At 40.1% G+C, this 23,795-nt stretch carries 21 protein-coding genes and 1 tRNA gene; 9 read left to right on the plus strand and 13 right to left on the minus strand.

Annotated features, from left to right (window positions below; genetic code table 11):
- Window positions 1-39: 39 nt before the first annotated feature.
- The 3 genes from C727_RS0110415 (at window position 40) to C727_RS0110425 (ending at window position 2,663) form a co-directional block, all read left to right on the plus strand.
- Window positions 40-1,389, plus strand: coding sequence for an MATE family efflux transporter (locus C727_RS0110415; protein ID WP_017445582.1), 1,350 nt, complete (start codon window positions 40-42; stop codon window positions 1,387-1,389).
- On the plus strand, window positions 1,376-2,410 hold the full coding sequence (locus C727_RS0110420; protein WP_017445583.1) for a DUF3080 family protein: 1,035 nt from the start codon (window positions 1,376-1,378) through the stop codon (window positions 2,408-2,410). Before C727_RS0110415 ends, C727_RS0110420 begins: the two co-directional genes overlap by 14 nt.
- 176 nt (window positions 2,411-2,586) lie before the next feature.
- Window positions 2,587-2,663 (plus strand) — tRNA-Val (locus C727_RS0110425).
- Between the two features lie 70 nt (window positions 2,664-2,733).
- On the opposite strand, the gene C727_RS0110430 is transcribed toward C727_RS0110425, so the two are convergent.
- From C727_RS0110430 to C727_RS0110450, 4 genes are all read right to left on the minus strand, one after another.
- Window positions 2,734-3,456, minus strand: a complete 723-nt coding sequence (locus tag C727_RS0110430) for an SIMPL domain-containing protein (RefSeq protein ID WP_155949213.1) — start codon at window positions 3,454-3,456, stop codon at window positions 2,734-2,736.
- 370 nt (window positions 3,457-3,826) lie between these two features.
- Window positions 3,827-4,918, minus strand: a complete 1,092-nt coding sequence (locus tag C727_RS0110435) for a DUF6880 family protein (RefSeq protein WP_017445585.1) — start codon at window positions 4,916-4,918, stop codon at window positions 3,827-3,829.
- Window positions 4,919-4,926: 8 nt separating this feature from the next.
- Window positions 4,927-5,226 (minus strand): DUF6880 family protein, encoded by a 300-nt coding sequence (locus tag C727_RS0110440; RefSeq protein ID WP_017445586.1) that lies wholly within the window; start codon window positions 5,224-5,226, stop codon window positions 4,927-4,929.
- A 294-nt stretch (window positions 5,227-5,520) separates the two neighbouring features.
- The gene (locus C727_RS0110450; protein WP_017445588.1) at window positions 5,521-6,462 is read right to left on the minus strand and encodes a ThuA domain-containing protein; all 942 of its coding nucleotides are present in this window, start codon (window positions 6,460-6,462) and stop codon (window positions 5,521-5,523) included.
- Between the two features lie 283 nt (window positions 6,463-6,745).
- Here C727_RS0110450 and C727_RS18365 point away from each other — a divergent pair, with 283 nt between their 5' ends.
- Window positions 6,746-7,528: a helix-turn-helix domain-containing protein gene (locus C727_RS18365; RefSeq protein ID WP_017445589.1), complete on the plus strand. Its 783-nt coding sequence runs from the start codon at window positions 6,746-6,748 to the stop codon at window positions 7,526-7,528.
- A 14-nt stretch (window positions 7,529-7,542) separates the two neighbouring features.
- Here the strand turns inward: C727_RS18365 and C727_RS0110460 are convergent, their stop codons facing one another.
- The 5 genes from C727_RS0110460 to C727_RS0110485 form a co-directional block, all read right to left on the minus strand.
- The gene (locus C727_RS0110460) at window positions 7,543-10,716 is read right to left on the minus strand and encodes a PVC-type heme-binding CxxCH protein (RefSeq protein WP_162131396.1); all 3,174 of its coding nucleotides are present in this window, start codon (window positions 10,714-10,716) and stop codon (window positions 7,543-7,545) included.
- Window positions 10,717-11,238: 522 nt separating this feature from the next.
- Entirely contained in the window at window positions 11,239-11,394 is a 156-nt protein-coding gene (locus tag C727_RS19555; RefSeq protein WP_017445592.1) for a YciI family protein, read from the minus strand.
- Window positions 11,379-11,717, minus strand: a complete 339-nt coding sequence (locus tag C727_RS0110475) for a DUF6596 domain-containing protein (protein ID WP_337460079.1) — start codon at window positions 11,715-11,717, stop codon at window positions 11,379-11,381. Before C727_RS0110475 ends, C727_RS19555 begins: the two co-directional genes overlap by 16 nt.
- A 147-nt stretch (window positions 11,718-11,864) precedes the next feature.
- On the minus strand, window positions 11,865-12,362 hold the full coding sequence (locus tag C727_RS0110480) for a V-type ATP synthase subunit I domain-containing protein (protein WP_155949214.1): 498 nt from the start codon (window positions 12,360-12,362) through the stop codon (window positions 11,865-11,867).
- Between the two features lie 447 nt (window positions 12,363-12,809).
- Window positions 12,810-13,271 (minus strand): hypothetical protein, encoded by a 462-nt coding sequence (locus C727_RS0110485; protein WP_017445595.1) that lies wholly within the window; start codon window positions 13,269-13,271, stop codon window positions 12,810-12,812.
- A gap of 317 nt (window positions 13,272-13,588) precedes the next feature.
- On the opposite strand from C727_RS0110485, the gene C727_RS0110490 reads away from it, so the two are divergent.
- The 3 genes from C727_RS0110490 to C727_RS0110500 all read left to right on the plus strand — a co-directional run bounded on the left by C727_RS0110490 (window position 13,589) and on the right by C727_RS0110500 (window position 15,953).
- A complete protein-coding gene (locus C727_RS0110490; protein WP_026052675.1) occupies window positions 13,589-13,795 on the plus strand; it encodes a ParD-like family protein in 207 nt (68 codons plus the stop codon).
- A complete protein-coding gene (map, locus tag C727_RS0110495; protein ID WP_017445597.1) occupies window positions 13,788-14,567 on the plus strand; it encodes a type I methionyl aminopeptidase in 780 nt (259 codons plus the stop codon). Before C727_RS0110490 ends, map begins: the two co-directional genes overlap by 8 nt.
- Window positions 14,568-14,792: 225 nt before the next feature.
- Window positions 14,793-15,953, plus strand: a complete 1,161-nt coding sequence (locus tag C727_RS0110500) for a hypothetical protein (protein WP_017445598.1) — start codon at window positions 14,793-14,795, stop codon at window positions 15,951-15,953.
- Between the two features lie 172 nt (window positions 15,954-16,125).
- On the opposite strand, the gene C727_RS0110505 is transcribed toward C727_RS0110500, so the two are convergent.
- Window positions 16,126-16,341 (minus strand): hypothetical protein, encoded by a 216-nt coding sequence (locus C727_RS0110505; protein WP_017445599.1) that lies wholly within the window; start codon window positions 16,339-16,341, stop codon window positions 16,126-16,128.
- 281 nt (window positions 16,342-16,622) lie between these two features.
- Here C727_RS0110505 and C727_RS0110510 point away from each other — a divergent pair, with 281 nt between their 5' ends.
- Entirely contained in the window at window positions 16,623-18,557 is a 1,935-nt protein-coding gene (locus C727_RS0110510; RefSeq protein ID WP_017445600.1) for an early set domain-containing protein, read from the plus strand.
- Window positions 18,558-18,646: 89 nt separating this feature from the next.
- On the plus strand, window positions 18,647-20,080 hold the full coding sequence (locus tag C727_RS0110515) for an SGNH/GDSL hydrolase family protein (protein ID WP_017445601.1): 1,434 nt from the start codon (window positions 18,647-18,649) through the stop codon (window positions 20,078-20,080).
- On the opposite strand, the gene C727_RS19060 is transcribed toward C727_RS0110515, so the two are convergent.
- From C727_RS19060 to C727_RS0110525, 3 genes are read right to left on the minus strand one after another with little or no spacing between them, the layout of a single operon-like run.
- Complete coding sequence (locus C727_RS19060; protein WP_017445602.1) at window positions 20,077-21,087, minus strand: NHL repeat-containing protein; 1,011 nt, start codon at window positions 21,085-21,087, stop codon at window positions 20,077-20,079. The genes C727_RS0110515 and C727_RS19060 overlap by 4 nt on opposite strands.
- Window positions 21,084-22,295, minus strand: coding sequence for a c-type cytochrome domain-containing protein (locus C727_RS18370; protein ID WP_017445603.1), 1,212 nt, complete (start codon window positions 22,293-22,295; stop codon window positions 21,084-21,086). Before C727_RS18370 ends, C727_RS19060 begins: the two co-directional genes overlap by 4 nt.
- Before the next feature lie 16 nt (window positions 22,296-22,311).
- Entirely contained in the window at window positions 22,312-23,784 is a 1,473-nt protein-coding gene (locus C727_RS0110525) for a DUF1501 domain-containing protein (RefSeq protein ID WP_017445604.1), read from the minus strand.
- Window positions 23,785-23,795 lie beyond the last annotated feature (11 nt).

The raw sequence follows: 23,795 nt of genomic DNA on the forward strand, positions 1-23,795 counted from the left end.
ACCCGCTTCTGGCGGGTTTTTTAGTTTAAGGGATAAAAATTGTTAAGTGGTCGTTATATAAAAGAAATTTTTAAACTTGCTTGGCCAATTTGGATCACTCAGGCGATTCAAACCTTAATGGTGACCATAGACTTGTTAATGTCGGCACAGGTAAGCGAAAATGATATGGCAGCAGTTGGTACTGCTCTTTCAATTTGGCATTTAGTGTACTTTTTTAGCCTAGGTGTGATCATGGTATTATCCCCCATTTTATCGCGCCACTATGGCCGCTCCGACTATCCTGCACTCGCAAAAGATCTTATGCAAGGCGTTTGGCTCGCCCTGTTCATCTGCTTAATCTCGACTGCAGCTTTATTATTTTCAACAGGCTTCTTGGAATATTTAGGACTAGATGCCCCACTGGTCCGCATAGGTTCTGAATATCTTCAGTATTTAGCTTATGGCATCCCTTTTATCTGTTTGATGGCAGTTCTGCGCTTTTTAAACGAAGCCGTTGGCCAAACTAAACCTTTAATGATTATTAGCTCGACCGGAATGGCCATTAATGTTGCGTTAAACTATTTGTTTATTTACGGAAGCCCTATTACCCCAGCATTAGGCGGCGCAGGCTGTGGTGTGGCCACAAGCTTAGTTAATTTATACATCTTAATTGCTATGTGGTTTTATTCAAATAGAGCCGCATATACCAAACCGATAATCGATCAGCTAAGCTTTGCCTGGCCAAATTTCAGCACTTTGCTACACCAACTAAAACTTGGTTTGCCGATAGGTTTAACAATATTAATGGAAATTGCTTTGTTTGCAGCTGTGGCACTGGCGATTGCAACCTATGGTACAGCCGCTGCGGCTGCGCACCAAATTGCCTTAAATGTTACCACCAACTTTTACATGATCCCTTTAAGTATTGGCATGGCAACAACGGTTTTAGTGGGCCAGCGAATCGGCCAACAGAAATTTAAAGAAGCAAAAAAAGTAAGTCAATCTGCCATTACTATGTCGTTGATATTTGCTGCATTTTCTTGTACTACCATTTACTTTACACGACCTTATTTTATTCCATTGTTTACTGACCAAGCCGAAATCATTGTACTCGCCGGCACCCTGTTAATGTGGGCCGCTGTGTTTCAGTTTCCTGATGCCCTACAAACTGTCTTTGCAAGCGCCTTGCGAGCCTATGCTGACACTCGTTTTCCTATGTTAATGGTACTCATTGCTTATTGGTGTGTTGGTTTTCCGTTTGGTTATTTTGTCGCCCAAAACGGCATTGGTGATTATCAACCCGGTGTTGCGGCATATTGGCAGGGCCTATTGATCAGTTTGTCTGCAGCTGCCATACTCTTGTACATACGTTTACGAATATTTTATAAAAAATCCAGTGATTTATTATAAAAGTCTAGCTATCACAGCGGCAGTTATTTGTGTTTTAAGCGGATGTTTTGACAGTCAACTAACCCGCGAGTGGAACAAATATCCAGAGCGAATACAAACCTTAGCCGAAACTTGGTTAGGTGAGGTGAGCTTAGTAAGCCAAAATAATACAGCTAGCTTTAATTTTTCGGACTACCCAACGCCGCCTTCCGCTGAACTCTCGCTAATAAGCGCCCTTTCTATTCAAGCTTGCGACTTACAGAGCTTTATCGGTGAACGCAATAGTTCTTTGGGTCGCGTTCAAGATGTACAAAGTCGATTTATTTATGAATTAAAGCTGTTAAAAACCCTAAAAACTTGCGATATCTCCTCCATTACCAACCTCAAAACCCAACAAAAAGTTAAAGAATTAAAAGCTCACAAAGAAAAATATTGGCCAGCTCAGGTAAAATATTTTTTAACGCATGCCAAAATTCATAAAAACTGGTTGAGATTTCAACAAAAACTGCTTGAAAACCGCAGTGACAGTATGCAAAACCATATCGTTTATTTAAACGAGTTGGCCAAAATCAGCCAAAAAATGGTCGAAGATATCACCGAACAAGACATTAGCCAGTTTATGAGGGCCGCTCAAAAAATTGAAAATGACCATTATTTAGCCAGAATGTTTTACACAATATACGCAACACATCTAAAAATTGGTCAGGTTGAAGGTATGATAAATAAACTTAATATTAACAATATATGTCTAACATCCACACCAAAACCTGAAGTGGATTATTTAAAAAATGTGCTCACAAAATATTACGCAGCAATATTGCAACCGCATTTAGCTAATATCCAGCGGCAAGCCGATCAAATATTGCCGTTATTGCAAACAATTTATAGCAACTTTGAATCTGATAACGAGTTTTATCGCTTATTTTTAAGCAATCAAGAACAAAGCTACTATCACAACTATAAAAAACAAATTAAATCGCACGCGTTAAGCTGGCAAAAATTACTAAAAAGCTGCTCTATCGGTGTTAATTCAACCAGATAGATTAAAAATAAAGCAAACAAATTATTTTTTATAAAAAAGGGTTGCCAAGCTTAACATCAGACAGTATTATTCGCCCCGCTTTCAACGAAGAGTTTAAAGCAAGTTAACATCTATTGTACGACTTTAGCTCATTTGAGTGAGTTTGTATCTAAGCATAGCTTCGTTAACACAAATGTACGACCGTAGCTCAGCTGGTTAGAGCACTACCTTGACATGGTAGGGGTCGGTGGTTCGAGTCCACTCGGTCGTACCAACTTATTTATCCTCAAAATAAGTTTAAATCAAACTCCCTCACCTTTTTGTTAATTTATTAATATTAATAATCATTTAATTGTATAAACAACATATACTTTTGCTGTTACTCTCATTTCCCCAATTTCAAAAACTGGTGATGGTGGTGGTACTCTTCGACGTTGCTCGGCAGCAGCATACGACTGACCATAAATATTTTGGTCTGGCCTTAAGGTGTAAGAATTATCATCACGTGTGTCAAATTCTGATATTGAGTGTACATCTTTAATCGTTTTATTTTGAAGTTCGGCCAGCGTTTCTGCTTTGCTTCTTGCATCTTTCAATGCAAGCTTTAGCGCTTTTTTCTTAAGTTCTCGCTCGTTTAGAACTTCAACCACAGATGATACTTTTGAGGTGATGCCTGCCTTTACTAAAAGATCATTGAGTTGAGGGTATTTTTTCAAATTTTTTAGCCTGATGTCTACATTCCGGCTTACCTTTGTACCTGTATCTATTTTTTTCCCATCTTGATATTCAAACGCTGGATTTATTTGCAACGGAGTTGCAGTTATATCTCCGCTCTCAACATTTATTTCTTTTAATGCTTCAAATAGTTTCAATGATCTTTGATCTACGTCTGCCTTTGCTATTTCTGCATCATGATTAACCGATGCTAAAAAAATCGAGGTTTTTATTTGGTCAGGATAAATACTAAACTCAGAACTGCCTTCAACATAAATGTGAGCTTCATTCGGGATAACCGACGCGAGCGCCGAAGATGCTATGAGGGATAATGCCAACAAAATTATTTTCATAAATAGTCCTTTAATCCAAGCTTTGATTAACTTAGTCATGCCGTTAATTAGATCATGCTGTTTTGCTTATAATTTAAGTCATTATATAAGCTGCTTGCAATTTTCTTTTTTGCAGTACGGTACGACTTTACAACTGTCATTGCTACAGCGACCCACTCTAATTAGCTATATACAACTAGGGTACATGATACCTTAGCCAATCTTTAAGTATGGTCGCCAATAAGTTGTAGCCGCTGATTAACAAGACTAGCAATGCATTTGGCACTTAATCAAAACGCCAAATGCATTGCTAAAAATTACTTTGAGTAAATTAAGCTCACAAAATTTTAGCGTCAGGATTCATTAGCCCTCTGTTCGAGTCCTAAATTGGCTAACTATTCACTTTTGACCAGAAAGCACTTTTGCGCTTGTGCTGTGTTTTTAACCTCTCAAAATATTCACTATGTGAGATATGATTTTGATAGTCAGTAATTTTAGCTTGCAACAAAGTTAACTTTTTAAGATAGGCTGCAGCATAGTGGTACGCTTTAGAGCGAGCCGCCGCTAAAATATCATCAATTAGTGATCGATAACATAAGCTAGCCGCCAGCGGCTGGCTTTGCTTAACAAAATATTGCGCCCATTCCGGCGAAACAAAATAACCAACACTCTCCAATTGCTTGGCATTGTTAATCACTTGGCTAGCGGCAACTTCGGACGCTTGTAACTCAATTAACGTGTCGATTCTAATACTAAAGTGCTCAATTTTTTCAGCTTTATCAATGGCTTGATACCTAAGCGTTTGACTCTCCTCTGCACTACTAATTTCAAGTAAAGCATTTAAATTATAAATATCAGGCTGCTGTTGATATTGCTGACGGCGTAACTCAAGTTGAGCGCCCAAATCACCTGATGCTTGGTAACATTCGTCCAATAATCTGTTCAGATTCCACTCAAAGCGTTTTGGCCAACTGCCTTGCAACCAAGTAAGTGCGCGCTGCGCATGGCCTAAATTTAATAAAACTTTAGCTAGATCTAATTTTTGCAGTTCGTTTGGCTCAGGGCTACCCAATAAAGTGCCCTTTTCAATATACTCAGGTTTGTTTAATGCTTGGCCAACGCCGGCCAAGCCAATTTGCGCGTGCAAGGCTGTAAGACCATATCTGTCATTTTCTGATGAATTTCCTAATGCATCATGTGCTGTATTTTCAAAATGTGCCGCAAGTGTTTCTAGCTCGTCAGCGGTGAGTAATATTGCGCTTTTTTCCAGTAGAGTATCCCATATTGCGTAGTCATTATTGTTAAAGCGCGTAAGAACTTCATCAGGCCAGTTTACCACTTTTGTTGATTTTTTTGAGGTTTGCTGTGCTAGTCGCAACTGTTTTGCAGCTGTTAACCACACCTCGACATTGCTTTGATATATATCACCAAGGAAACCACTTGAGTCATCGGCCCGTTGATACACATCTTCATGGCTTTGCATAAACCTATCTATAAATTAAACACAGCTTTATGCTCGGTATTTTTTGCCACAAGCTCAGCAATCGACTGGGCAATATCTTGCAATTCACTACAAAAAGGCCGCATAGCCCGGTAGTCAATAAAGCGGGTGCCCCTTTTGATGCTCTGTATTCGTTTTTTTAATAACTTTATTTGCTCATCCGCAGATTCTTTACTGGCTAAAAGCTCAATTTTTGCCTGTAGCTCAGGGGTTTCTTTATGCAAGTGCACAACAAAATTGATCAGCTCATTTTTGTCTAGTCGTGCGAGTTTTTCTGCAAGGTTCTTCATACGTCAAGCTGGGCCTAATTCACTTTTTTAAATTTATGATCAGGATATCATGTTAACCGAGTGAAAACGCGTAGGATCTGCTGATGTGCTTAAAAGCATTTAATAAAATTAACTCATATTGGATATTGTTTGCACCAAGCTATGATATTGACTGGCAAGCTCGCGGCCAGTCTATTGAATTTTTTAATTAAAGGGATGATTTTTGAACAGACACAGCAAACTTTCTTCAACGAAAGGGCATGGTCTTTATTGGTTTTATCACCTTAAAATTTCAGCCCTTTAATACTAGCTTATTTACTTTGATTTTGGCATTGAGTGATTAAGCATAAGCTGCGCTTCTGACAGCTCTAATGCATCAAAACCTGCTTCAGGCACTTGTAAACCAGCAACCCAAGCGACACTATTTATCATTTGTTTACGGATACTTTTGTTGGTCCAAAAATTGGCATGAATATGCCCCATAGTAGTGGCAACGCTCTTACCGCCATCGTCACGTTCAAAGCTCCAAAAAATGGTTCGCTCTAGTTCATTTTTAAAGCCATTAACCGCTTGGCTATCCCTTTCATAGCGAGACTTTTCAACATTCGTATGAAAGTTAGGGACTACTTTATAAGACTCAGCCACCACTATGGGTTTAATACCTTTAACATATTCCATCCGATAATAAATTTCATCAAAAATGGTATAGGGTTTAACCCCATTATTGACAGGGTGAGCTGGCAATTTGGCTTGGATGTGTGTCCATCTTGTCAAAGTTTTATTGTGACTATTTCCAGCATAAAAACCCCCTATCCATTTATTAAAATACTCACCATTAAAATCAGCTTCTTTTCTGCCATTGGGTACAGTGGCGTAGTGAATAAATACTAAACCAAGATCCTTGTTATTTTTTAACAGGGTATCAAATTCGGACATTTTATCTTTAAGTATATGTTTAGCGTCGCCATCGCTCATAATAACAATGGCATCTGCGGCGTTAAGCTGAGCTTCACTCGGCCAAGCTGCATCCAAAAATACTTGGGTTTCAAAATTTATCTGGGTTTGCCGTTGCAATAAGTTAGCCAGCACAGAGATGCCCGCATTATTTTCATGATGACCATAAGCATGAGTTTTTTTACCTGAGAGTAACAGGATACGTTTGCTCTCTTTTTGCACATCTGCATAAGCGGCTGTATTTATGCAACCAAGCATTACGCCAACAACGAATAACGGGATTAGTTTATAAAGTTTTTTCATCATTACTCCAAATTGGCAGACGATTTCGCCTCAATTTTCTATGTTTCGAATCTAAATGCCCTCATACAGCATAAATATCAGCAAAGCTCTGAGGGGTTAAAAGGGTTTGAATATTTCCAAAACCAATTTACTTGGTTCCACAAATAAGATAGTGCCAGATCTCGGGTGCTAAAACTTGCACAAAAACTCACATTTTGTTACAAAAGCGACAATATAATGTGTCACTATTACTATTTTCAGGTATAAGGTTTTGCCCTAGCATTCACAAGAGATACCTCACTCAATGTTATCTAACAAAAACAAATTGTCGTTTGAACATCTTCAAAAACAACAACAAGACTTTATTAAAGAAATCTCTTTGCAGCCACATTTTTTAGACTTTGTGAACAGTGTGGATAACATCTCTATTTTTTTCAAAAATAGGCATGGACAAATCGTTTTTGGCAATCGATTTTTATTAAATTCCTTAGGCATTGAGCACCATGCTGACTTGCTTAAATTTCAGGATGAAGACTTTTTTCCTGAGTATCTTGCAAAAAAGTTTAAACAAGACGACAGCGAAGTTATAAACACCTGTGAACCGAAAAAGTTTATTGTTGAATTATTCAAAAACGAGCAAGGTATTTTAGGCTGGTTTGTGACTCATAAATACCCAGTGTTAGATACTAAACAAAATGTCATTGGTGTTATGGGTAGCATTCAAGAATATAAGGCGATTAACCCGGGTGCCTATCAAACCAAAGGCGCTATATTTGATTCATCCCAGTACATTCAAGAACACTTTCGCGATAACCTCTCAATAAACGACTTGGCAGACATGGCTAATATGCCAATTCGGCGTTATCAAAGACACTTTAAACAAATATTTAATATAAGCCCGCAAGAATACATCATCCGGCATAGGCTTCACTGCGCTTGCGAATTGTTAAAGCACTCAACAACACCGATTTCAACTATCGCGGTAGAATCTGGGTTTTATGACCAAAGTTCCTTTACGCGACAGTTTAAAAAATACCTTTATACCACGCCGTTTAAATATCGAAAGAACTTATCTTTACCCATTTAACGGCGTTTGCATCGCTATTTTAAGCTTCTAATATAGGCTAATAAGTCTTCTATTTGCGAATCACCTAAATAGTCGATCAAACCTTTAGGCATCACCGAACGACCTTTTACAAAATACTGTTGTTCAATGTCAGCAACTGGTATAAAAACTTCTCCGCCCCCCATAAACCTCAATCGAGTGCCACGTCGGTTATGCCACTGACGGTAGCCTTCAATTATACTTCCATCTTTTTTTAATATTCTATATAGGGTATAACCAGATTCAATCGCTGCATCTGGGTTGACAATAGCAGTCAGTAAACCTTCATTATCGCGGTGCCCAGAGCCATCCAGAGCTGGCGCAAAACCGGCACCTTCACTGCCCACAATATGACAAGACAAACATAAACCCGTAAAGAGAGCTTTTCCGTTTTGAGGGTTACCTCCTCGCTTTTCGGCCAAAGCAACTAAATGTTCAATTCTCGCCTGCATGCCTTCGCGCTCTTCTTTTTCCAGCTTTGTCATAACAGCAGCCAACTCAGCAGAGCGAGCGTCGTCAGGCTGGAATTGAGTAATAAATTGCGCGCTATGAGCATCAAAATTTTGGTAGTTAAGCACACCTTTTTCCAATAAGTTAAGCAGTACCCTTGCCCCGTGCTTATTGCCTCTAAAACTACTGACCACAGCACGCTTTTCTGTATTATTCATATGCGGAACTTTCGCGGTTAACCAAGTTTGAACAAACTTTGTATCAGAATTAATAAGCTGTTTTAAAGTGTGAATTCTTAATCCCAAAGACAAGTCATCACGCTCTAATAAACTAACTAACTGAGGCTTTACAGCCTGCGTGTCGTCAGCTAATAAACTAACCACGGCTCTTAGCAAGCTTTCATCCGCGTGCTGATAATGAATGATTTGAGCAACCTCCTCTGCTACACCATTTACCGAAAATTTATTAGCCACATCAACAGCCAATGCTAAAGTAGCTTTATCTTCTGATTTTAATAGCTCAACTAACGCTGGGCGCAATAGCTCTGACATCTTTGGTGATTGTATTTTGGTGTAATTTTGCTGAGCAAACTTCACTAGCTTTTGCGCATTATCAGTATTATTAAAGCTAGGCCGTATTAAATTCGCAATCGCTGAATTATTTCCGAGCATAGACCCTATGATGATAAAGTTAGCATTGTCTAAATATTCATCACCCAATTTTGGCCACAGCGCTAAAAACCACTTTTCTCTAACAGACGCGTCGTCAAACGCTTGGGTAGCCCACAACAGGTTGTTTGCTGGCTGATTGTTGGCTTGCTCACTCGTTAAATACTCGGCCAACTGATCCTGATATTCTTCTAATGCCATGCGCGCCAAAAATCGTTCAAATTTACGTTCATAAGCGCCGCCTAAAGTTTCCCCCGGAATGTCGTCTTTACTAAAATAAACGAGCAAATCAATAGTGTCTTTGTTTGCTTGTCCAACTTCTCGTAAGGTCCGTAAAAGCTGAGATCTTACCATCACATTGTTGTCGTCACGCAATGGCGTAAGATGCTTAGCTACTTGCGCTGGGCTAATGGCAAAACTGGCCAAAGCGCGAACCGCTTCACGACGAAGTTCGTCATCGCTGGATGCCAGAAGATTGGACATCAGGGTTTCGTCATAATGAGCAATGCCCTCTAAAGACCACAAGGCATGAATACGCGTTGTTATATCTAGGCTTGTGTCTGCAATCATTGTTTTTAAAGGGCCAGCAAGTTCAGTCGCATTGCGATCAACAATTTGATGCCATGCGGCACGCTTTTGCCAGATAGATGGAGCCAATAAGTGACCGGGTAAATCTTTGTTGGCTGCAAGATATAAATTTGGAACCTCTGGTTCAGGCTGGCTGTCGTGACAGACACGCCAAATACGGCCATGCGAGCGATCGCGATCTGGGTGGTCACGCTCTACCTCGTTATGAGAAATAATTTTGTTATACCAGTCAACCACATACAAGCACCCGTCCGGACCAAATTCCATATTTACAGGACGAAATCTAGGATCTTTTGATGTTAAAAAATCGGGAAGATGCTCTCCAACGATAGTACCATCTGGGTTTCGGTATACCTTCACTGCGTTAATTTTGCTTGTAATAGGGTTAGCTAAAAAGGCAATGTCTTTCCATTTTTTAGGAAAAGAGCCCGCTAGATCATCGGCAAATGCCAGCCCTGATATCCCTGTTCCGCCGACCCTAAATTTATGCGGCGCTGGCAACCAAGGTTGATAAGGACGTATGCGTTCATTGCCAATGCCTTTATACCCTGTGCCGACTTCCATTGGCACCACAGACCAGCCCATATCATTGGCTTCGGTTCCATACCATTGACCATTGCCACGTAGTTGAAAGCCCCAAATATTCTGTAAGCCAGAGCCGGCCAATTCAATGCGACGAGCATCTAAAGACATGCGGACTATTTTACTATAATTTACATCCAATTCAGCGTCGCTTACTTTAGATTTGACCCTTCCACTGTTTAACGCGCCTTGGCTAAAGTGCACCCAGCCGCCCGGGGCACGCACTAAGGTATGCGGCAAAGTATGAGAATCAGTAATACCAAAACCAGTTAACAGAGTTTCGCGACGATCAGATTTACCATCTCCATCGGTATCATCTAAAAAAAACATCTCTGAACCTTGAGCCACAATAGCACCTGATTTGTACGGCAGAATCGATTGTGGCATCGCCAAACCTTCTGCCCAAACCGTCGGTTTAGAGGGTTTGTCTGCGTACGGATCAGAAATAACTAAAATTTTATCATCACCAGGTGTGACACCTTGGTAATAATCAAGAATGGTTTTATATCGCCCGCCAGCTTGTTTTGACGGGTCGCGCATAATCTCTAAGACTTCAACAAAAGAGACGTCGTCACCAACGGCATCCATAGGATACATGCTCGCGGTCTGCACCCAGAGCCGCCCTGCGTCATCAAAGGCTATATCGATTGGATTGATCACCCCGCCTTCTTCGCTCGCGACTAAATCGACTCGAAAGCCTTCTGGCACGGTAAAACCTGCGAGCTGCTGTTGTGGACTATAAGCGTAATCAAGATCGGTAGCCGGCGAACCGGTTAGCTGCGAAGACTTATCAATGCTCTTTGTGGTTTTAGTCGTATCAGCTGGTGAACAGGCACTGATGAAAGTTGCGGATATAATTGCGGTAATACTTTTTTTTATCATTATGCTCTCCAAACCACCCATCAGACTCATCCTAAACCTACAGGTGGCTTGCAATAACTAAGACAAGAGATGGATGAAGATGGTTATTTTTACTTATTTATCGGACATAATTTCACATTCTGCACCCTGCTTATAGCATGTCCTGCTATTTCTTATGACAAATGCGACAGCAAAACCCATAATAGAAACTTAAATAAGTCGAAAAATAACCCATAGCGATTGGCAAGCTCAGCCCACTAGTTGCCCTGCTCTATTGATCTTCACTTGACAGCATCACCATCCAACTGATACCAAATTTATCTTTTACTTGGCCGTAAAGTGGAGATCAAAAAGTTGCTGTTAGCTAGCTTAAACTGAGCATGCATAACTTTATCCGCAAAATTATCTGGTAACATGCCATCTGGTGCTGATTCTGGCGCTTGGTTAAATCGCATTAAACAAGTTATTTCTGCGCCTAAATGAAGTTTGTAGTACTCATGACCATAAAAAATATATAGGTGTTTGAAGTGGTATTTTGCATGGTTATTTTTGTTTGAGTGCTGTCTCTTTTTCGGCAGTTTCGCCGTCGGGGTCCGCAACTTTACAGTCGCTGACATCATAGAAAGTACGTATCTCGATTTCAGATGTTTCTTGCATCGGATTAGGGCATTTGTTTACCCACTCTATGGCTTGTTCCATAGAGGTTCGTTGTTTATCAATACTTGATATAACGCAATAATTTGGTCCCCGTCTATTTGTGCTGAATTGACTGATTGCGTCTGCACGGCCGAAAAGGCTGCTTGACTTGTATAAAAAATAAATTGTTTGCTATTTAAAGATTCTTGAACAAGTTTAATCCCTTCGTCAATTAGGGGTTGTTTACACAATGATCGGTTTTGTTCTTCTAATAAAATAATATCTCCATCATCATCGACTCGAGCTTCACTGCGCGATTCATGTAATAGCATTAAAGCTAAAAGTCCCGTGACTTCGCCATCCTTTATTAACCCTATACCCCGCAAGAAAAGCTATATATGTTTATCACTTTTTTCATATCGTACATCATCTGTTTGATGTACCAAGCGTAAGCTAAAAATGGGTATTTTTAGTTTCCAGCTGTTTTAGTTTAAAACTTCACTTTAATGAACCCCCCAGATTGTCTGTTACATTTAATTTTTATTATAAAGGGCTATTAATTGACGCTTTAACTCACGAAACGCCTGCCTTAACTTCTGTTTATCAGGGTGTTTGTCAAAATCCTTAGAAAGGTCAGCGGCAAGTTGCTGCTTTTTGAAATGAAGCTCATTACTTACGTCAGTGATCCTTTTACTGTCGTTTGCTACTTTTAGCGCGACAAAAGAAAGGTACTCGTATTGAAAATAAATGTTATCTAACCGCTCTAATATCTCTTTTTCGTGAGCGTCCAACGAATTAAAAAGGCAGATACTTTCTAATTTTAGGCTTATTTTACCTTTTAGTTGTTTAATCTCGTCAAGCCGATCATTAATATCGGGGCCTAAACCGCTGACAGATCGTTCAAGTGATTGGTTGATAATTTCTTCAAATTGATCTAAATGTTTGACTGCTTCAAATACCAGCTCGGACTTATGCGATAAATATTTTGCTCGTTTGGAATGTTGAAAAAATAAAAATTGAAAGTTCGTCAATAATGTAAGCCCGACCCCGACCAATATCACAGCATAAACCAAAATACTTTCAAAAGAAGAGTTTGAATTAAATCTTTCGAGGTGTCCTATTAATACCCACTCGATAAACCCCGCTGATAATAGAGTTATAGCCGGTATTGTAAGATATGATCCCAATTTATGGACTAAACTATCCAACTTCGAAAACCTTAATATTCTCATGCTACGAATTCCTTATTGTTTATAAGTCCGTTTTGGGAGCCATGCGAAGATCAATCAAAAAAGAGTTATATCTCAGTGCAATCAAAACTACAACCAAATACCTATTCATATGATAGTTATACAAATAATTTTTTAATTCCTTTAATAAATCATATCACAACTAGCCAGAAGGCCAGAAATTTAATTAACGGCGGGCGTAGGCCTAGGTAAATTTTGAATCGTAAAATATTTTAAGTAGCGTCAATATTAGTTCCGCAGGCTTGCACTGGCACTATCGCCCACTGCCGACAAAATATTAATAATTGTTCGCTTGTGCGCTTCCAGTCTATCTACCAGCACAAAGTTTATTACCGCAAAACCTCGTTCTGCGTCATGTGTGACACTTTTTAAGAGAATTTCATACTCGAAGTTCAGCTTGGTAGACAAACAAATCAAGCTGGTGGAGTTTTCAGACCTGCATAATCTAGCAAAAGAACAGAACTCCCTAACCAAGTTCAATGTTTTTAATAAACTATCCTGAAGTGGTCGCATATCTTCCGTGTTAGGTAACAAAGGATCATTAACCTCTAGTTTTTTTAAAGTCTCTTCTAACAGCTCAATGTGGCACTTTAAAACCGTCATTAATTGTTCGGTAAGTACGTCGTTCGAGTACACCTTTTTTACAACTCGGTTAAAAGTATTACTTATAAAATTGGATAATAATTTCATACAGCCTTTGTAATTCCCTGGGTGGCTTATGTCTACGTTAGATTAAAGCAAGTAGCTCATGTTAGAGATTAAAACATTTAAGTTCAAGGCATATACATCTTAAGCAAGGTGCTAAAAAATGTTTAAATCTAACTAGAAACACCTGTCAAATAATATGTAATTAAGTTTGACTGAGGCTCTCACTGTCTTTTTATGAATTGCCACAGGGTAGATATATGTGCAAATGTGATTTGATCATTTATTGCACAACCCCCGAATAGAATGTAAAATACTACATATTGTATCAATTTATTTATATATTGTTATAAAATCAGTCTATGGGTATCGTAAAAATCTCTGATGAACTTCACGAAGAAGTTAGAAAAAATAGCACAGTAATGGAAAGGTCAATCAATTCGCAAGCTGAGTTTTGGATGAAAATCGGCCGTATCGCCGAGCAAAACCCCAGCCTGACATACGAGCAGATTATTGAGCGCGAAAAAGAAAAACAAAATATCACCAGAGTGAAGTTAGACAATGAATAACATACGGATTAAAACAGCTGAAGAAATTGAACTAATGCGCCACTCGAGCCAATTGTTGTCAAAGGTTTTTGAACAATTAGATACCTTTATTGACATCGGTAAATCCACTCTAGAAATCAATGATTTTGTAGAGGATTATATCGTGAACCAGTTAAAAGCCAGACCGGCTAGCAAAGGCCAGTATGGTTACAAATATGTACTCAATGTTTCGATTAACGAAGTTGTCTGCCACGGTATGCCTACGCCAGCCAGAAAACTAAAAAGCGGAGATATTGTTAATATTGACATAACGCTCGAAAAAAATGGATATATAGCAGATAGTAGCAAAATGTATTGTATTGGCCAGGTTACGCCACTGGCCAAAAAGCTTGTTGCTGTCGCTTATGAAGCTATGTGGCAAGGCATAAAAGCTGTAAAACCCCGAGCTAGTCTTGGCGACATTGGCCATGCGATACAAACGTATGTCGAAAAATTTGGCTACAGCGTAGTACGAGACTATTGTGGCCACGGGATTGGTCGCGACATGCACGAAGATCCCCAAATCCTACACTATGGTTCACCAGCCACAGGTGTCGAGCTTAAAGAAGGCATGATTTTTACTATAGAGCCTATGATCAATCAAGGAAATTATAAAACTAAAACTAAAAAGGACGGCTGGACAGTGGTCACCAGAGATAAAAAATTATCGGCTCAATGGGAGCATACAATTTTAGTGACCGCTGATGGTTTTGAAGTTTTGACGCTAAGGGATGAAGAAAGAACTTCAAAATAAATAAAACACTGGCTCAAACATAGTAAGACTGATTTTGATAGTTTAGTGAACATATTTTTTCCTTCAGTGAAAGTAAACGGATTTACAGCTAATTTGCTAAATGCTAACCGAACAATTTAAGTAAAAAAATATTATATATAAATTATCATTTCGTATATTGAGTAAACCACATCTGTTATATAAACTACCCATGGAATAACAAAATAAAAACATTAAGGAAACATGATGAAAAAAATGTTAGCGGCAACTGCGCTTAGTATCGCTTTACTATCTTGTGGTGGAAATGGGAATTCGGAGGAAAAAACAGATCAAATCAGTACTCAGGATATTGAGCAGATAAAAACCATGTTGGCCAATTTAGGCTACTCCAACTTCTCAAATTTTAGTCAATCACAAAAATCAGATTTAGAAATCACTTTAAAAAATGAAGGGTTTTCGTCATCCGATATCAGCAACATTTTTAGCGCTTTAGGCATCACTACCGCAATTTTAGACGATCAGATGTTAGGTATTTGGGTAAATGATCTCAATGATACCTATCTAACACTCGGCCGTAATTCACTAGTTGTATACTCTGTAGATGGAGCAAACTGTTATCACGCATCTAGTTATAAAATAAGCACCCAAGCAGATAATCGGCTTATACTCACTGACATAAAATCTAACAGTCAATCGCAAAGTAACTTTGATTTTGTCAATTTTCAATTAAAGGCAAACATACCAGGCGTAGATTCAGAGCTTTATAATTCCACTAATATGTTCCCAAATAACACTATAGGTTGTTACCCCGATCACCCGTTTGAAATTGAAGTTGAATTTAGAGAGCTTCCAGACTTAATCCGAAGCAGTAACAGGGCATTTTATTACAGAATTTGGTTTGATATTAATCGCAATAATAAAAATGATGTTGGTGATCTTTTTGTTCAACTAAAAGAAGACAGAACCCCCTTTGCTGACTTCCAAGCGTTAGAGAATGAAGATGCTAAAGTATGGATATCGCTAGAGAAGGAGCTTAACCTAATGTCTGCCCGTACTAGTCCAGTTAATGCATATACAATCAATCAAAACGGTAATACTTTAAAATTTAGTCTCGATGCTAGCAAGGCCTCACTCATTGAACTAATTGATGATTCAACCCCATTTTACCTTGAAACTAAACTGAGGTACTCAAATCCTGAACGGAATCCTTATGCAAATGCAACACTAAACGACGAAGGGCCTTGGCTCTGGGCAAGTGATTCACTTGAACACACTGATCGCTACCCGGAAGAAGGTTATATTGCAACTGGTGATGGGACGAATCACCAAGATAATTTGAACGATCAGTCGGGTGAGTCTGGCTGGATTGACATTAAATCAATTAAATTTTCTTTTAATTCAAATTAAGTCAAGCGTTTATATTTTGTTTGTAATGGTGTCAAAAATATCATTGCAAGTGGGGTGTCACTGAGCACCCTAATCGATCCACCCATAGTCGGCATAATAGAGCCACTTTAAAGTGTCATTTTTACCCTCAAACAGGGTTATTTTTAGCGTCTTTTTAGACCGTTTTCAATGGTTATTTTTCCTCCCTTTTTTCATGTCTAAGTGAGCGGTAGCTTTCTCCTTCTAAGATCAGGTGATAAGCATTATGTCCGCTACCGCGGTATCCTGATACTTCTATAACTTCAACGTCTTCTTGTTTTTTGTCTGCCTCGGCACTTGTCCCCGTTGTAGAATATAGTGCTGCGAGCACCGCGACCGACAATTGTTTTGCTCTAATATGTTTTAACATGCTCAATTTCCCCAGTATAAAGTGTGCGTCGCTGAACAACACCACAAAACTAAATGTGAAATACTGTTTTTATATACAAAACCATTGAGATAACTTTAATACATAATTTGAGCTTTTTAACCACAACAAGTGTAACAATAACATTACACTTATTAACAAACCTGATTCACATCTCAAAATTCGCGTGGTCGCAATTTATTGCGGCGCGCACAAAAAAGTTTAGTTTCCCTCAAATCATTGCTAATATAGATACACAATCACAGGTGATATGAGAATTTTAAATGCGCATCTTGACTATTTGTACTCTTATAGCCATTTGCTTATTTGGTATAAGTAACGCAAAACCAACAAAGAATAAAAACACAACTTACCCACCTTTGGTTAACCAAGCGGGATACAACTTAGGCGAGTCTAAACGCTTTGTTTGTTATGGCGCGAAAGACGGCACTCAGTTTAACATTCTTAATGCTGAAACGATGCAAGTTGTCTATTCAGGCCACATGTTAGGATTTCAAGGATGGTTTAGCGACTTTAATCCAATGGGTGCGACCAACGAATTTATTATAGAAGTTAAAGGTCATGGCCGTTCTGTCCCCTTCTGGATTGCTGATCATCTGATAGAGAAGGTTTCATCAAAACTCGCTTATGACTTTTTTGTTGATGCGCGCGGCTTTGCGTCTTTAGAGGAATATAAAATAGAGGAAGTCTATAGCGGTGGGCCAACAAGAGATGGCGGCGCATTTGGTTTAGAAACCACTTTTGAAATACTACAGTATGCAAGTAATCCAGCTTTGTTTGATAATTGGAAAGACGAGCTTGGTAAAGGCAAAATACCGGATCTCATTGAACTAATTTTGTGGCACGCTGAGTTTGCCTATAAATATCACCAATATAATGGCCCAGTCAAAAACCGGCATGGGACGCTTGGCTACGAAGGTGAGCCAAGAATGAATTTTGACTATTGGAATACGCTTGATCAACTCGCCGCGGTTGTTGGCGCTTATCATGACTTTTTATACCGCTACATGGACGAAAAAACCTACCACAAATATCGCAATGTATTGCTGTCCAAATGGCAAGAGTACGATCGCCACAAAGTTGTTCGATACTGGACCTATAGCCGTAAGTGGGTCGATAAAGGGTTTCAAGAGTTTAATGAAATGGGCAATGCCTATGGTCAATCCGTATTTCGCAACTTATTTATGTACCGCAGCGAAAAAGCGTTAAATTCGCCGGAAGCAGAACAGTTTTTAAAATGGGCCATTGCGGGCGCCGAAGATATCATCGCACACTGGGATTTTAACAACCCGCGTCACATGTGGTGGATACGCAACGCCGAACATATTACGCCGCAAGCATTGGCTTTTTTCTTATTGCTTGAGCCTGAGCATGCACCTGAAGGGACTAAAAAAAAGCTAGCCGCTTGGGCTATTCATATGAAACAAAAAACCAACAACTTTTGGAAATACCGAGTTCATAGTGAAGATGAATGGGCACATCCAAAAACGAAAGAACTTGGTGGCGCACCTGCATTGGGCGGCTCTATGTTTGCTGTTGCACATTTATTAAATGATCCCCAGCTTAGAAAACTAGCTTGGGCACAAGTAGATTTTGTTTTTGGTGTCAACCCGGTTGGCACCCATTTAGGCAACAAAAGCCAAGACAGGATTGACGTTGGCTATTGGCCTGGTGTTGAACACGGCTGGCCTTCATCACATCCAAATGGTTTTGGCAAATTAGGAAAGGTGAGAGGCACATTAGATGGCAGCCCGCTAGACGGTCAGTTTCCAATCACTCGAGAAGTGGAAGCATACGAAGGTAAAAACTTGGGCAAAGATTTTGGCAACAAAGCCTACGCAACTGAAGGCTGGGGAATATCCAATCGTGGTTGGATGGCAACCTTGAGTTTTTCAACTTTAGATAGCCATAAGTTAACTATTTTAAATGCGAATACCAATCAAGTTGTCAATCAGGTGAACGCAGGTGATAAAGTGGTTATAAAATTGAAAGCTGCATTAAACATAGATTGGCACAAAAAAGACACAGCTTGGATCGATCTTATTCGCAACGGGAAAAAACAGCGCTTAGCCTTAACAGAAACAGGCCTGAATACAGGCGAGTTCATCGCTACATTCAGAGCACCAAACACAGACGCAATAACAGTTTCATACGGCTATTTGGGTTTTGAAAAGCAAAAAACTCTGAACATTAACTAGTTTTGACAAACGAACTCATGCTCAGTCATCACGTTTAAAATATGTTTAGATTCAGATTTGAATCAGCTTAATTTATAAGGGTTGTTTTAATGAACAAAACAAGTATCAAACGTTTAATATCTCCGTCTATCGGGTTAGCGTTTATTGCTAACCTTGTTTTTTCAGTGTCGGTGTCCGCCAACCAACAACCCATAGACAAATTTGCAGACAATGAGCGCATTGTATTTTTGGGCGATTCTATTACTCATGGCGGCAGCTATCATCAAAACATCTTTTTATTTAACGCCACTAGGTACCCGAACAAACAAATTAGATATTACAACGCGGGCGTCTCTGGTGATACTGCGCATGGCGCAATCGCTCGCTTCACCCAAGATGTTGCTTATTATCAGCCCACTGTCACTAGTATTATGCTGGGTATGAACGACAACTTATCGCATTTATATAAACAGCCAATTCAAACGAGAGAAGCACAAGAACAACTGCGACAAAAACAAAAAAAAGTGCGTCAAAAATACCTCAGCAATATGCAAACGCTCATTGAGCGTTTAAATGCGATAAAAAGCAAAGTGATTTTAATAAAACCTTCGATTTATGATGAAACTGTGCAAAGTAAAACACCGGCGCTTTACGGAAAAAATGCTGAGCTGATAAATTACGGTAACCAGCTTGAAATTTTAGCCACTAAAAATAACGCACAGATAGTCGATGTGCAAACACCCATGCTTGCGATAAATCGTTTATTACAACAAACTGATGCCAGTGCAACCATTGTTAGTCAAGATAGAGTTCATCCCGAGACTGCTGGCCACTTCGTAATTTTTTATGCATTTTTAACTGCCCAAAATGAATCTAAATATATTAATGATTTTAGGTTGGATGCACAAACAGGCAAAATTATCCGTTTTAACAACTGCGATTTGCAAGGACGAATCCAAGTTCAAAAAGATAACGTCCGTTTTTCCTGCAAAAGTCACAGCCTACCGTTTCCAATAACTACAGAACAAGCGCCGGCAACTAAATGGGTGCCATTTATGCAAAATTTTAATCAGCAATACCTCAAAGTCACTAACCTGTCTGCTGGGCGCTATCAACTTTTAATCGACGGCCAATCAGTTGCCCAGTATAGATCAACAGCGCTTGCTGCAGGTATCAATTTAGCGGTTAACGATAACACACCTATGTATCAACAAGCGTTACGCGTGAAAAAGCTCAATGATAAAATTGCTGAGCAAACTGATATTATTCGCACTGTGATGCACGTAAAATATCGAATCTTAGCCGGCTACCCCAAACTTAATAAACAAGATCCAGATGCGGTAAAAGCCGCTTTGTTAAAACACGTGAAGAATGCCGAAGGTAAACCTTGGCACCCTTATTTAACAAAACAAGTGGATAAATATTTTAATACCGCTGATAAATTTGCACAGGCTCAAAGCAAGATAGAAAGGCTATTTGAACAAATTTATCAGGTCAACCAACCGAACACGCATGAATGGCAATTGGTTAAACTGGCCGACTAATGATGCGCCTTAAATTTAAGCACCCGTCCCCACTGGCTATATTCAGAGATTAATAAGTTGCCTTGCGCGTCAAAAGCAATGCTATGAGGTGAGGTGAAAACACCATCCTGCCAATCTTTTGGTTTGGTTCTGTCATGGCCAATTTGCTCTGCGTTTTGATTGGTACCGAGGGTTTTAACAATGTTACCATTGATATCCAGCAGACTAACTCGCCCTCTAATCTCGGCGACTGCAAGAGTATTACCATTAAACGCCACTGCACTGGGTTTACGTAAATCGGTCGCATAATTGCCGATCAAAGTGCCGTCTAACTGCATATGAACAAGACGATCATTGTTGCGATCAGTACATAACAAGCGCTTAGGTGTGTATCTAGGATCAATCGCTATTTTATGGCAATTGCTAAAATTCCAAGGCTCGCCCTGACCAGCAAACGTAGTTAGATACTTTCCATTGGCATTAAATTTATGAATAAAGTCGCGTCCATAACCATCAACAATATAAATCTCACCGTTGTCGCCGACGGCAATACCCGATAACCTCAGCTTACGTTTATCGGTCCAATTTTTATACACACTGATGCCATTATGGAAACGCTCAGGAATGGCATTAAGCGCATCCACTTCCATCACCTTATTGCCATCCAAGTCTAATTTAACAATTTTGTAGCTATACATGGTGGGTGCATATATGTACTCTTTATTGCCCTCTTTTTTAATCACCATAGCGTGGATATCGACTGGCGAATTCGGTAAATGACGCAGATATTGTCCATCGGCTGAAAATTCTTGAATGCCGCCCTGTTTCCCCAACACACTGACAAAAATACGCCCCGTGCTGGATACCGCTATTTCGCCATGTGATTTGCCGAGATATTGAGTGCCCTCAGCCGGTTTTAACCAGCCCTTTTGATAACGATAGTCGGCATGGTTGCCATGCGCCGCGACCTTAACAACGGCGAGTACGGCAACGATTAAAACTGCAAATTGATATTTTATCGGTTTCATAATTCAACCTGTGTATTAAAGGTGTTAATTTTTAAATTTGCTTTATTGGCAAAGTGCGTTAAACCTTGTTCGCTAATTTGTGTGTTTGATAAATCCAACCAAGTTAGATTTTTTAGTTCAGCCAGCTGACTCAACTGTTGATCTGTCACCGAGCTTTTTGCCAACTTTAACCATTTGATTTGTTCTTTTGCTTGTAATAATGCAGTAATTGTTTGCTCGGTAATGTCTTGTTTGTTGTTGGCGTAAATCAAACGAACAAAAGGTTGCCCTTGCTGTATTCGGCTAACGTGAAAGCCCGCCTGCTCTAGTTGAATGACAACTTGTTCTGAAAGCTCAGCAACGTGTATTTGCTCAGTTGTCGAAAACTCACCTAGCTTGAGCTCTTGAGCAATCCCCCGTAGGATCTCTGCATTTGCCTGCAACTCAGTGACCGTGGTTTGATTTTGTGCACCTTTTTCAATCCACCAAGCAATCAGTTTTACTTGTTCATCGGTTAGCGGTGTTTTACCTTCTGCGGGCATAAATTTTTTATCATGAGCGTCTAAGGTAATTCGCCGATAGAGTTCACTACTTGCTAGATCATTGGCCACCACCACTTTAGACAAAGTACTCTGATAACTGGCAAAACTCAGTCGCCCTTTTGCTTTTTGATCGTTGTGGCAACCGCTACATCGCTGCAGCAGCAAAGGCTCTATCACATCGGGGTAAATCTGCGCCTGCTCAACTGAAGTAACTGGCTCCCGCACTTTTAAACCGGCCAGTTTTTGCACAAAAATTGGGGCATGCTCAACAAGATAGGTTTCGCCATGTGTCATATTGGCCCCGTAATGCCCAGTAGAAAACAGTAACAGCAATTGCAAAACACTCAGCCCAACAATTTTTTTGCCGTGCCCAGTTTGTTTTTTGTTCGCTAAGCGCCCTAAATAAAACCAGCAGAAAAAGGCACATATAATGACGCCAACCGCCCAATTTCTATGTGTTGCTATTGCCTCTTGGCTATAACCTCCACCAAGCGACAACAGGTAACCAAGTGTCGCGGCACCCACTGCTGTGAACGCGCCCCAAAGCCAAACCGCTTTTATTAAGGTATTGCGCGGCTGTTTTTTATAAACCCAATAAATCTCAATCACGGCCGCCATAAACAAAATGCCAATGGGCAAGTGTAATAACAACACATGAAAACGACCTAAAAATTGAATAATATCCATTGCCTATGCCCTTAACCTAAGCCAACAAATCTTTAACGACATGGCCGTGCACATCAGTTAAACGAAAACGGCGACCTTGGTATTTATAAGTCAAACCTTGATGGTCTATGCCCATTAAATGCAACACAGTCGCTTGTAAGTCGTAAATGTGCACAGTACCAGGCACATAATGGTGTTTATCAGCTGCGATAGGCTGTCCACTATCGTCAACTATGTTGTAACCATAATCGTCGGTTTTACCGTAAATTAACCCAGATTTAGTACCACCACCGGCCATAAACATAGTGAAACAACGAGGATGGTGATCACGCCCATAAGTTTTTTCGGTGAGCTCACCTTGGCAATAGCTGGTACGGCCAAATTCACCGCCCCAAATCACTAAGGTATCGTCCAGTAACCCGCGCTGTTTTAGATCTTTAATCAAACCCGCTGTGGCTTGGTCTGTATCTCGGGTCTGTACGGGTAGGTTTTCTGGAATGTCTTTATGTTGATCCCAGCCTGTGTGATAAAGCTGAATAAAGCGCACATCTCGCTCTGCGAGCCGTCTCGCCATTAAGCAGTTTGCCGCATAGGTACCGGGCGTTCTCGCATCCTGACCATAGAGATCAAAAACATGATCAGGCTCGTCACTAAAATTAGTTGCATCCGGAATAGACTCTTGCATTCGATAGGACATTTCGTACTGAGAAATGCGCGAGAGAATTTCAGGATCTCGGCTACGCTCGTATTCTTTTTCGTTTAACTTTAATAATCTATCAAGTGTGCGACGACGCTTTGCACCATCAATACCGTTTGGATTGTTTAAGTACAAAACTGAATCTGCACCAGCCCTAAATTGAACCCCTTGATAAACCGACGGTAAAAAACCGCTGCCCCATAACCGTGAATACAATGGCTGCCCGGCCGGTCGCCCACCCGGGCTAGAAGTCATCACAATAAAAGGAGGTAAATTGTTGTTCGTCGAACCTAAACCGTAACTCACCCAAGCACCTAAACTTGGCCGGCCTGGGATCATAAATCCCGTTTGCATTAGAGTGATTGCCGGATCATGGTTAATGGCATCTGTGGCCATTGAATTGATGATGCACAACTCGTCCGATATCCCGGCCATATGTGGCATCAATTCACTAAACCAAGCACCATTTTCACCATACTGTTTAAAATCCCATTTTGAACCACATAAAGGAAACGAAGCTTGGCCTGACGACATCCCGGTTAGGCGCTGACCATTACGCACCCAGTCGGGCAACTCTTGTTTGTGCTTTTCTCTAAGTAGAGGTTTGTAGTCAAATAAATCCTGAGTAGACGGCGCACCACTTTGAAATAAATAAATCACCCGTTTAGCTTTAGGCAAATGATGCGGTGCGCCTAGCACACCATGATCGATTCCGGCAAACGACGAAAACGAGGGACCGAGCGCTGCAGCGCCTAAACAGCTCGCACCAGCGCGCAAAAAGTCACGACGATTAAATGGTTTATTGTAAGTCATAAAGTTAATCC

The organism is Gayadomonas joobiniege G7 (assembly GCF_000300815.1).
Taxonomy (GTDB): Bacteria; Pseudomonadota; Gammaproteobacteria; order Enterobacterales; family Alteromonadaceae; genus Catenovulum; species Catenovulum joobiniege.

Excerpts from the sequence above, each read along its gene's own strand:
- C727_RS0110485 (WP_017445595.1), bottom strand. The coding sequence starts at position 13,271 with ATGAAATTATTATCCAATTTTATAAGTAATACTTTTAACCGAGTTGTA.
- C727_RS0110525 (WP_017445604.1), bottom strand. The coding sequence starts at position 23,784 with ATGACTTACAATAAACCATTTAATCGTCGTGACTTTTTGCGCGCTGGT.
- C727_RS0110435 (WP_017445585.1), bottom strand. The coding sequence starts at position 4,918 with ATGCAAAGCCATGAAGATGTGTATCAACGGGCCGATGACTCAAGTGGT.
- C727_RS19555 (WP_017445592.1), bottom strand. The coding sequence starts at position 11,394 with ATGGAACAAGCCATAGAGTGGGTAAACAAATGCCCTAATCCGATGCAA.
- C727_RS0110490 (WP_026052675.1), top strand. The coding sequence starts at position 13,589 with ATGGGTATCGTAAAAATCTCTGATGAACTTCACGAAGAAGTTAGAAAA.
- map (WP_017445597.1), top strand. The coding sequence starts at position 13,788 with ATGAATAACATACGGATTAAAACAGCTGAAGAAATTGAACTAATGCGC.
- C727_RS18365 (WP_017445589.1), top strand. The coding sequence starts at position 6,746 with ATGTTATCTAACAAAAACAAATTGTCGTTTGAACATCTTCAAAAACAA.
- C727_RS18370 (WP_017445603.1), bottom strand. The coding sequence starts at position 22,295 with ATGGATATTATTCAATTTTTAGGTCGTTTTCATGTGTTGTTATTACAC.
- C727_RS0110430 (WP_155949213.1), bottom strand. The coding sequence starts at position 3,456 with ATGAAAATAATTTTGTTGGCATTATCCCTCATAGCATCTTCGGCGCTC.
- C727_RS19060 (WP_017445602.1), bottom strand. The coding sequence starts at position 21,087 with ATGAAACCGATAAAATATCAATTTGCAGTTTTAATCGTTGCCGTACTC.
- C727_RS0110505 (WP_017445599.1), bottom strand. The coding sequence starts at position 16,341 with ATGTTAAAACATATTAGAGCAAAACAATTGTCGGTCGCGGTGCTCGCA.
- C727_RS0110510 (WP_017445600.1), top strand. The coding sequence starts at position 16,623 with ATGCGCATCTTGACTATTTGTACTCTTATAGCCATTTGCTTATTTGGT.
- C727_RS0110450 (WP_017445588.1), bottom strand. The coding sequence starts at position 6,462 with ATGAAAAAACTTTATAAACTAATCCCGTTATTCGTTGTTGGCGTAATG.
- C727_RS0110500 (WP_017445598.1), top strand. The coding sequence starts at position 14,793 with ATGAAAAAAATGTTAGCGGCAACTGCGCTTAGTATCGCTTTACTATCT.
- C727_RS0110515 (WP_017445601.1), top strand. The coding sequence starts at position 18,647 with ATGAACAAAACAAGTATCAAACGTTTAATATCTCCGTCTATCGGGTTA.
- C727_RS0110440 (WP_017445586.1), bottom strand. The coding sequence starts at position 5,226 with ATGAAGAACCTTGCAGAAAAACTCGCACGACTAGACAAAAATGAGCTG.
- C727_RS0110460 (WP_162131396.1), bottom strand. The coding sequence starts at position 10,716 with ATGATAAAAAAAAGTATTACCGCAATTATATCCGCAACTTTCATCAGT.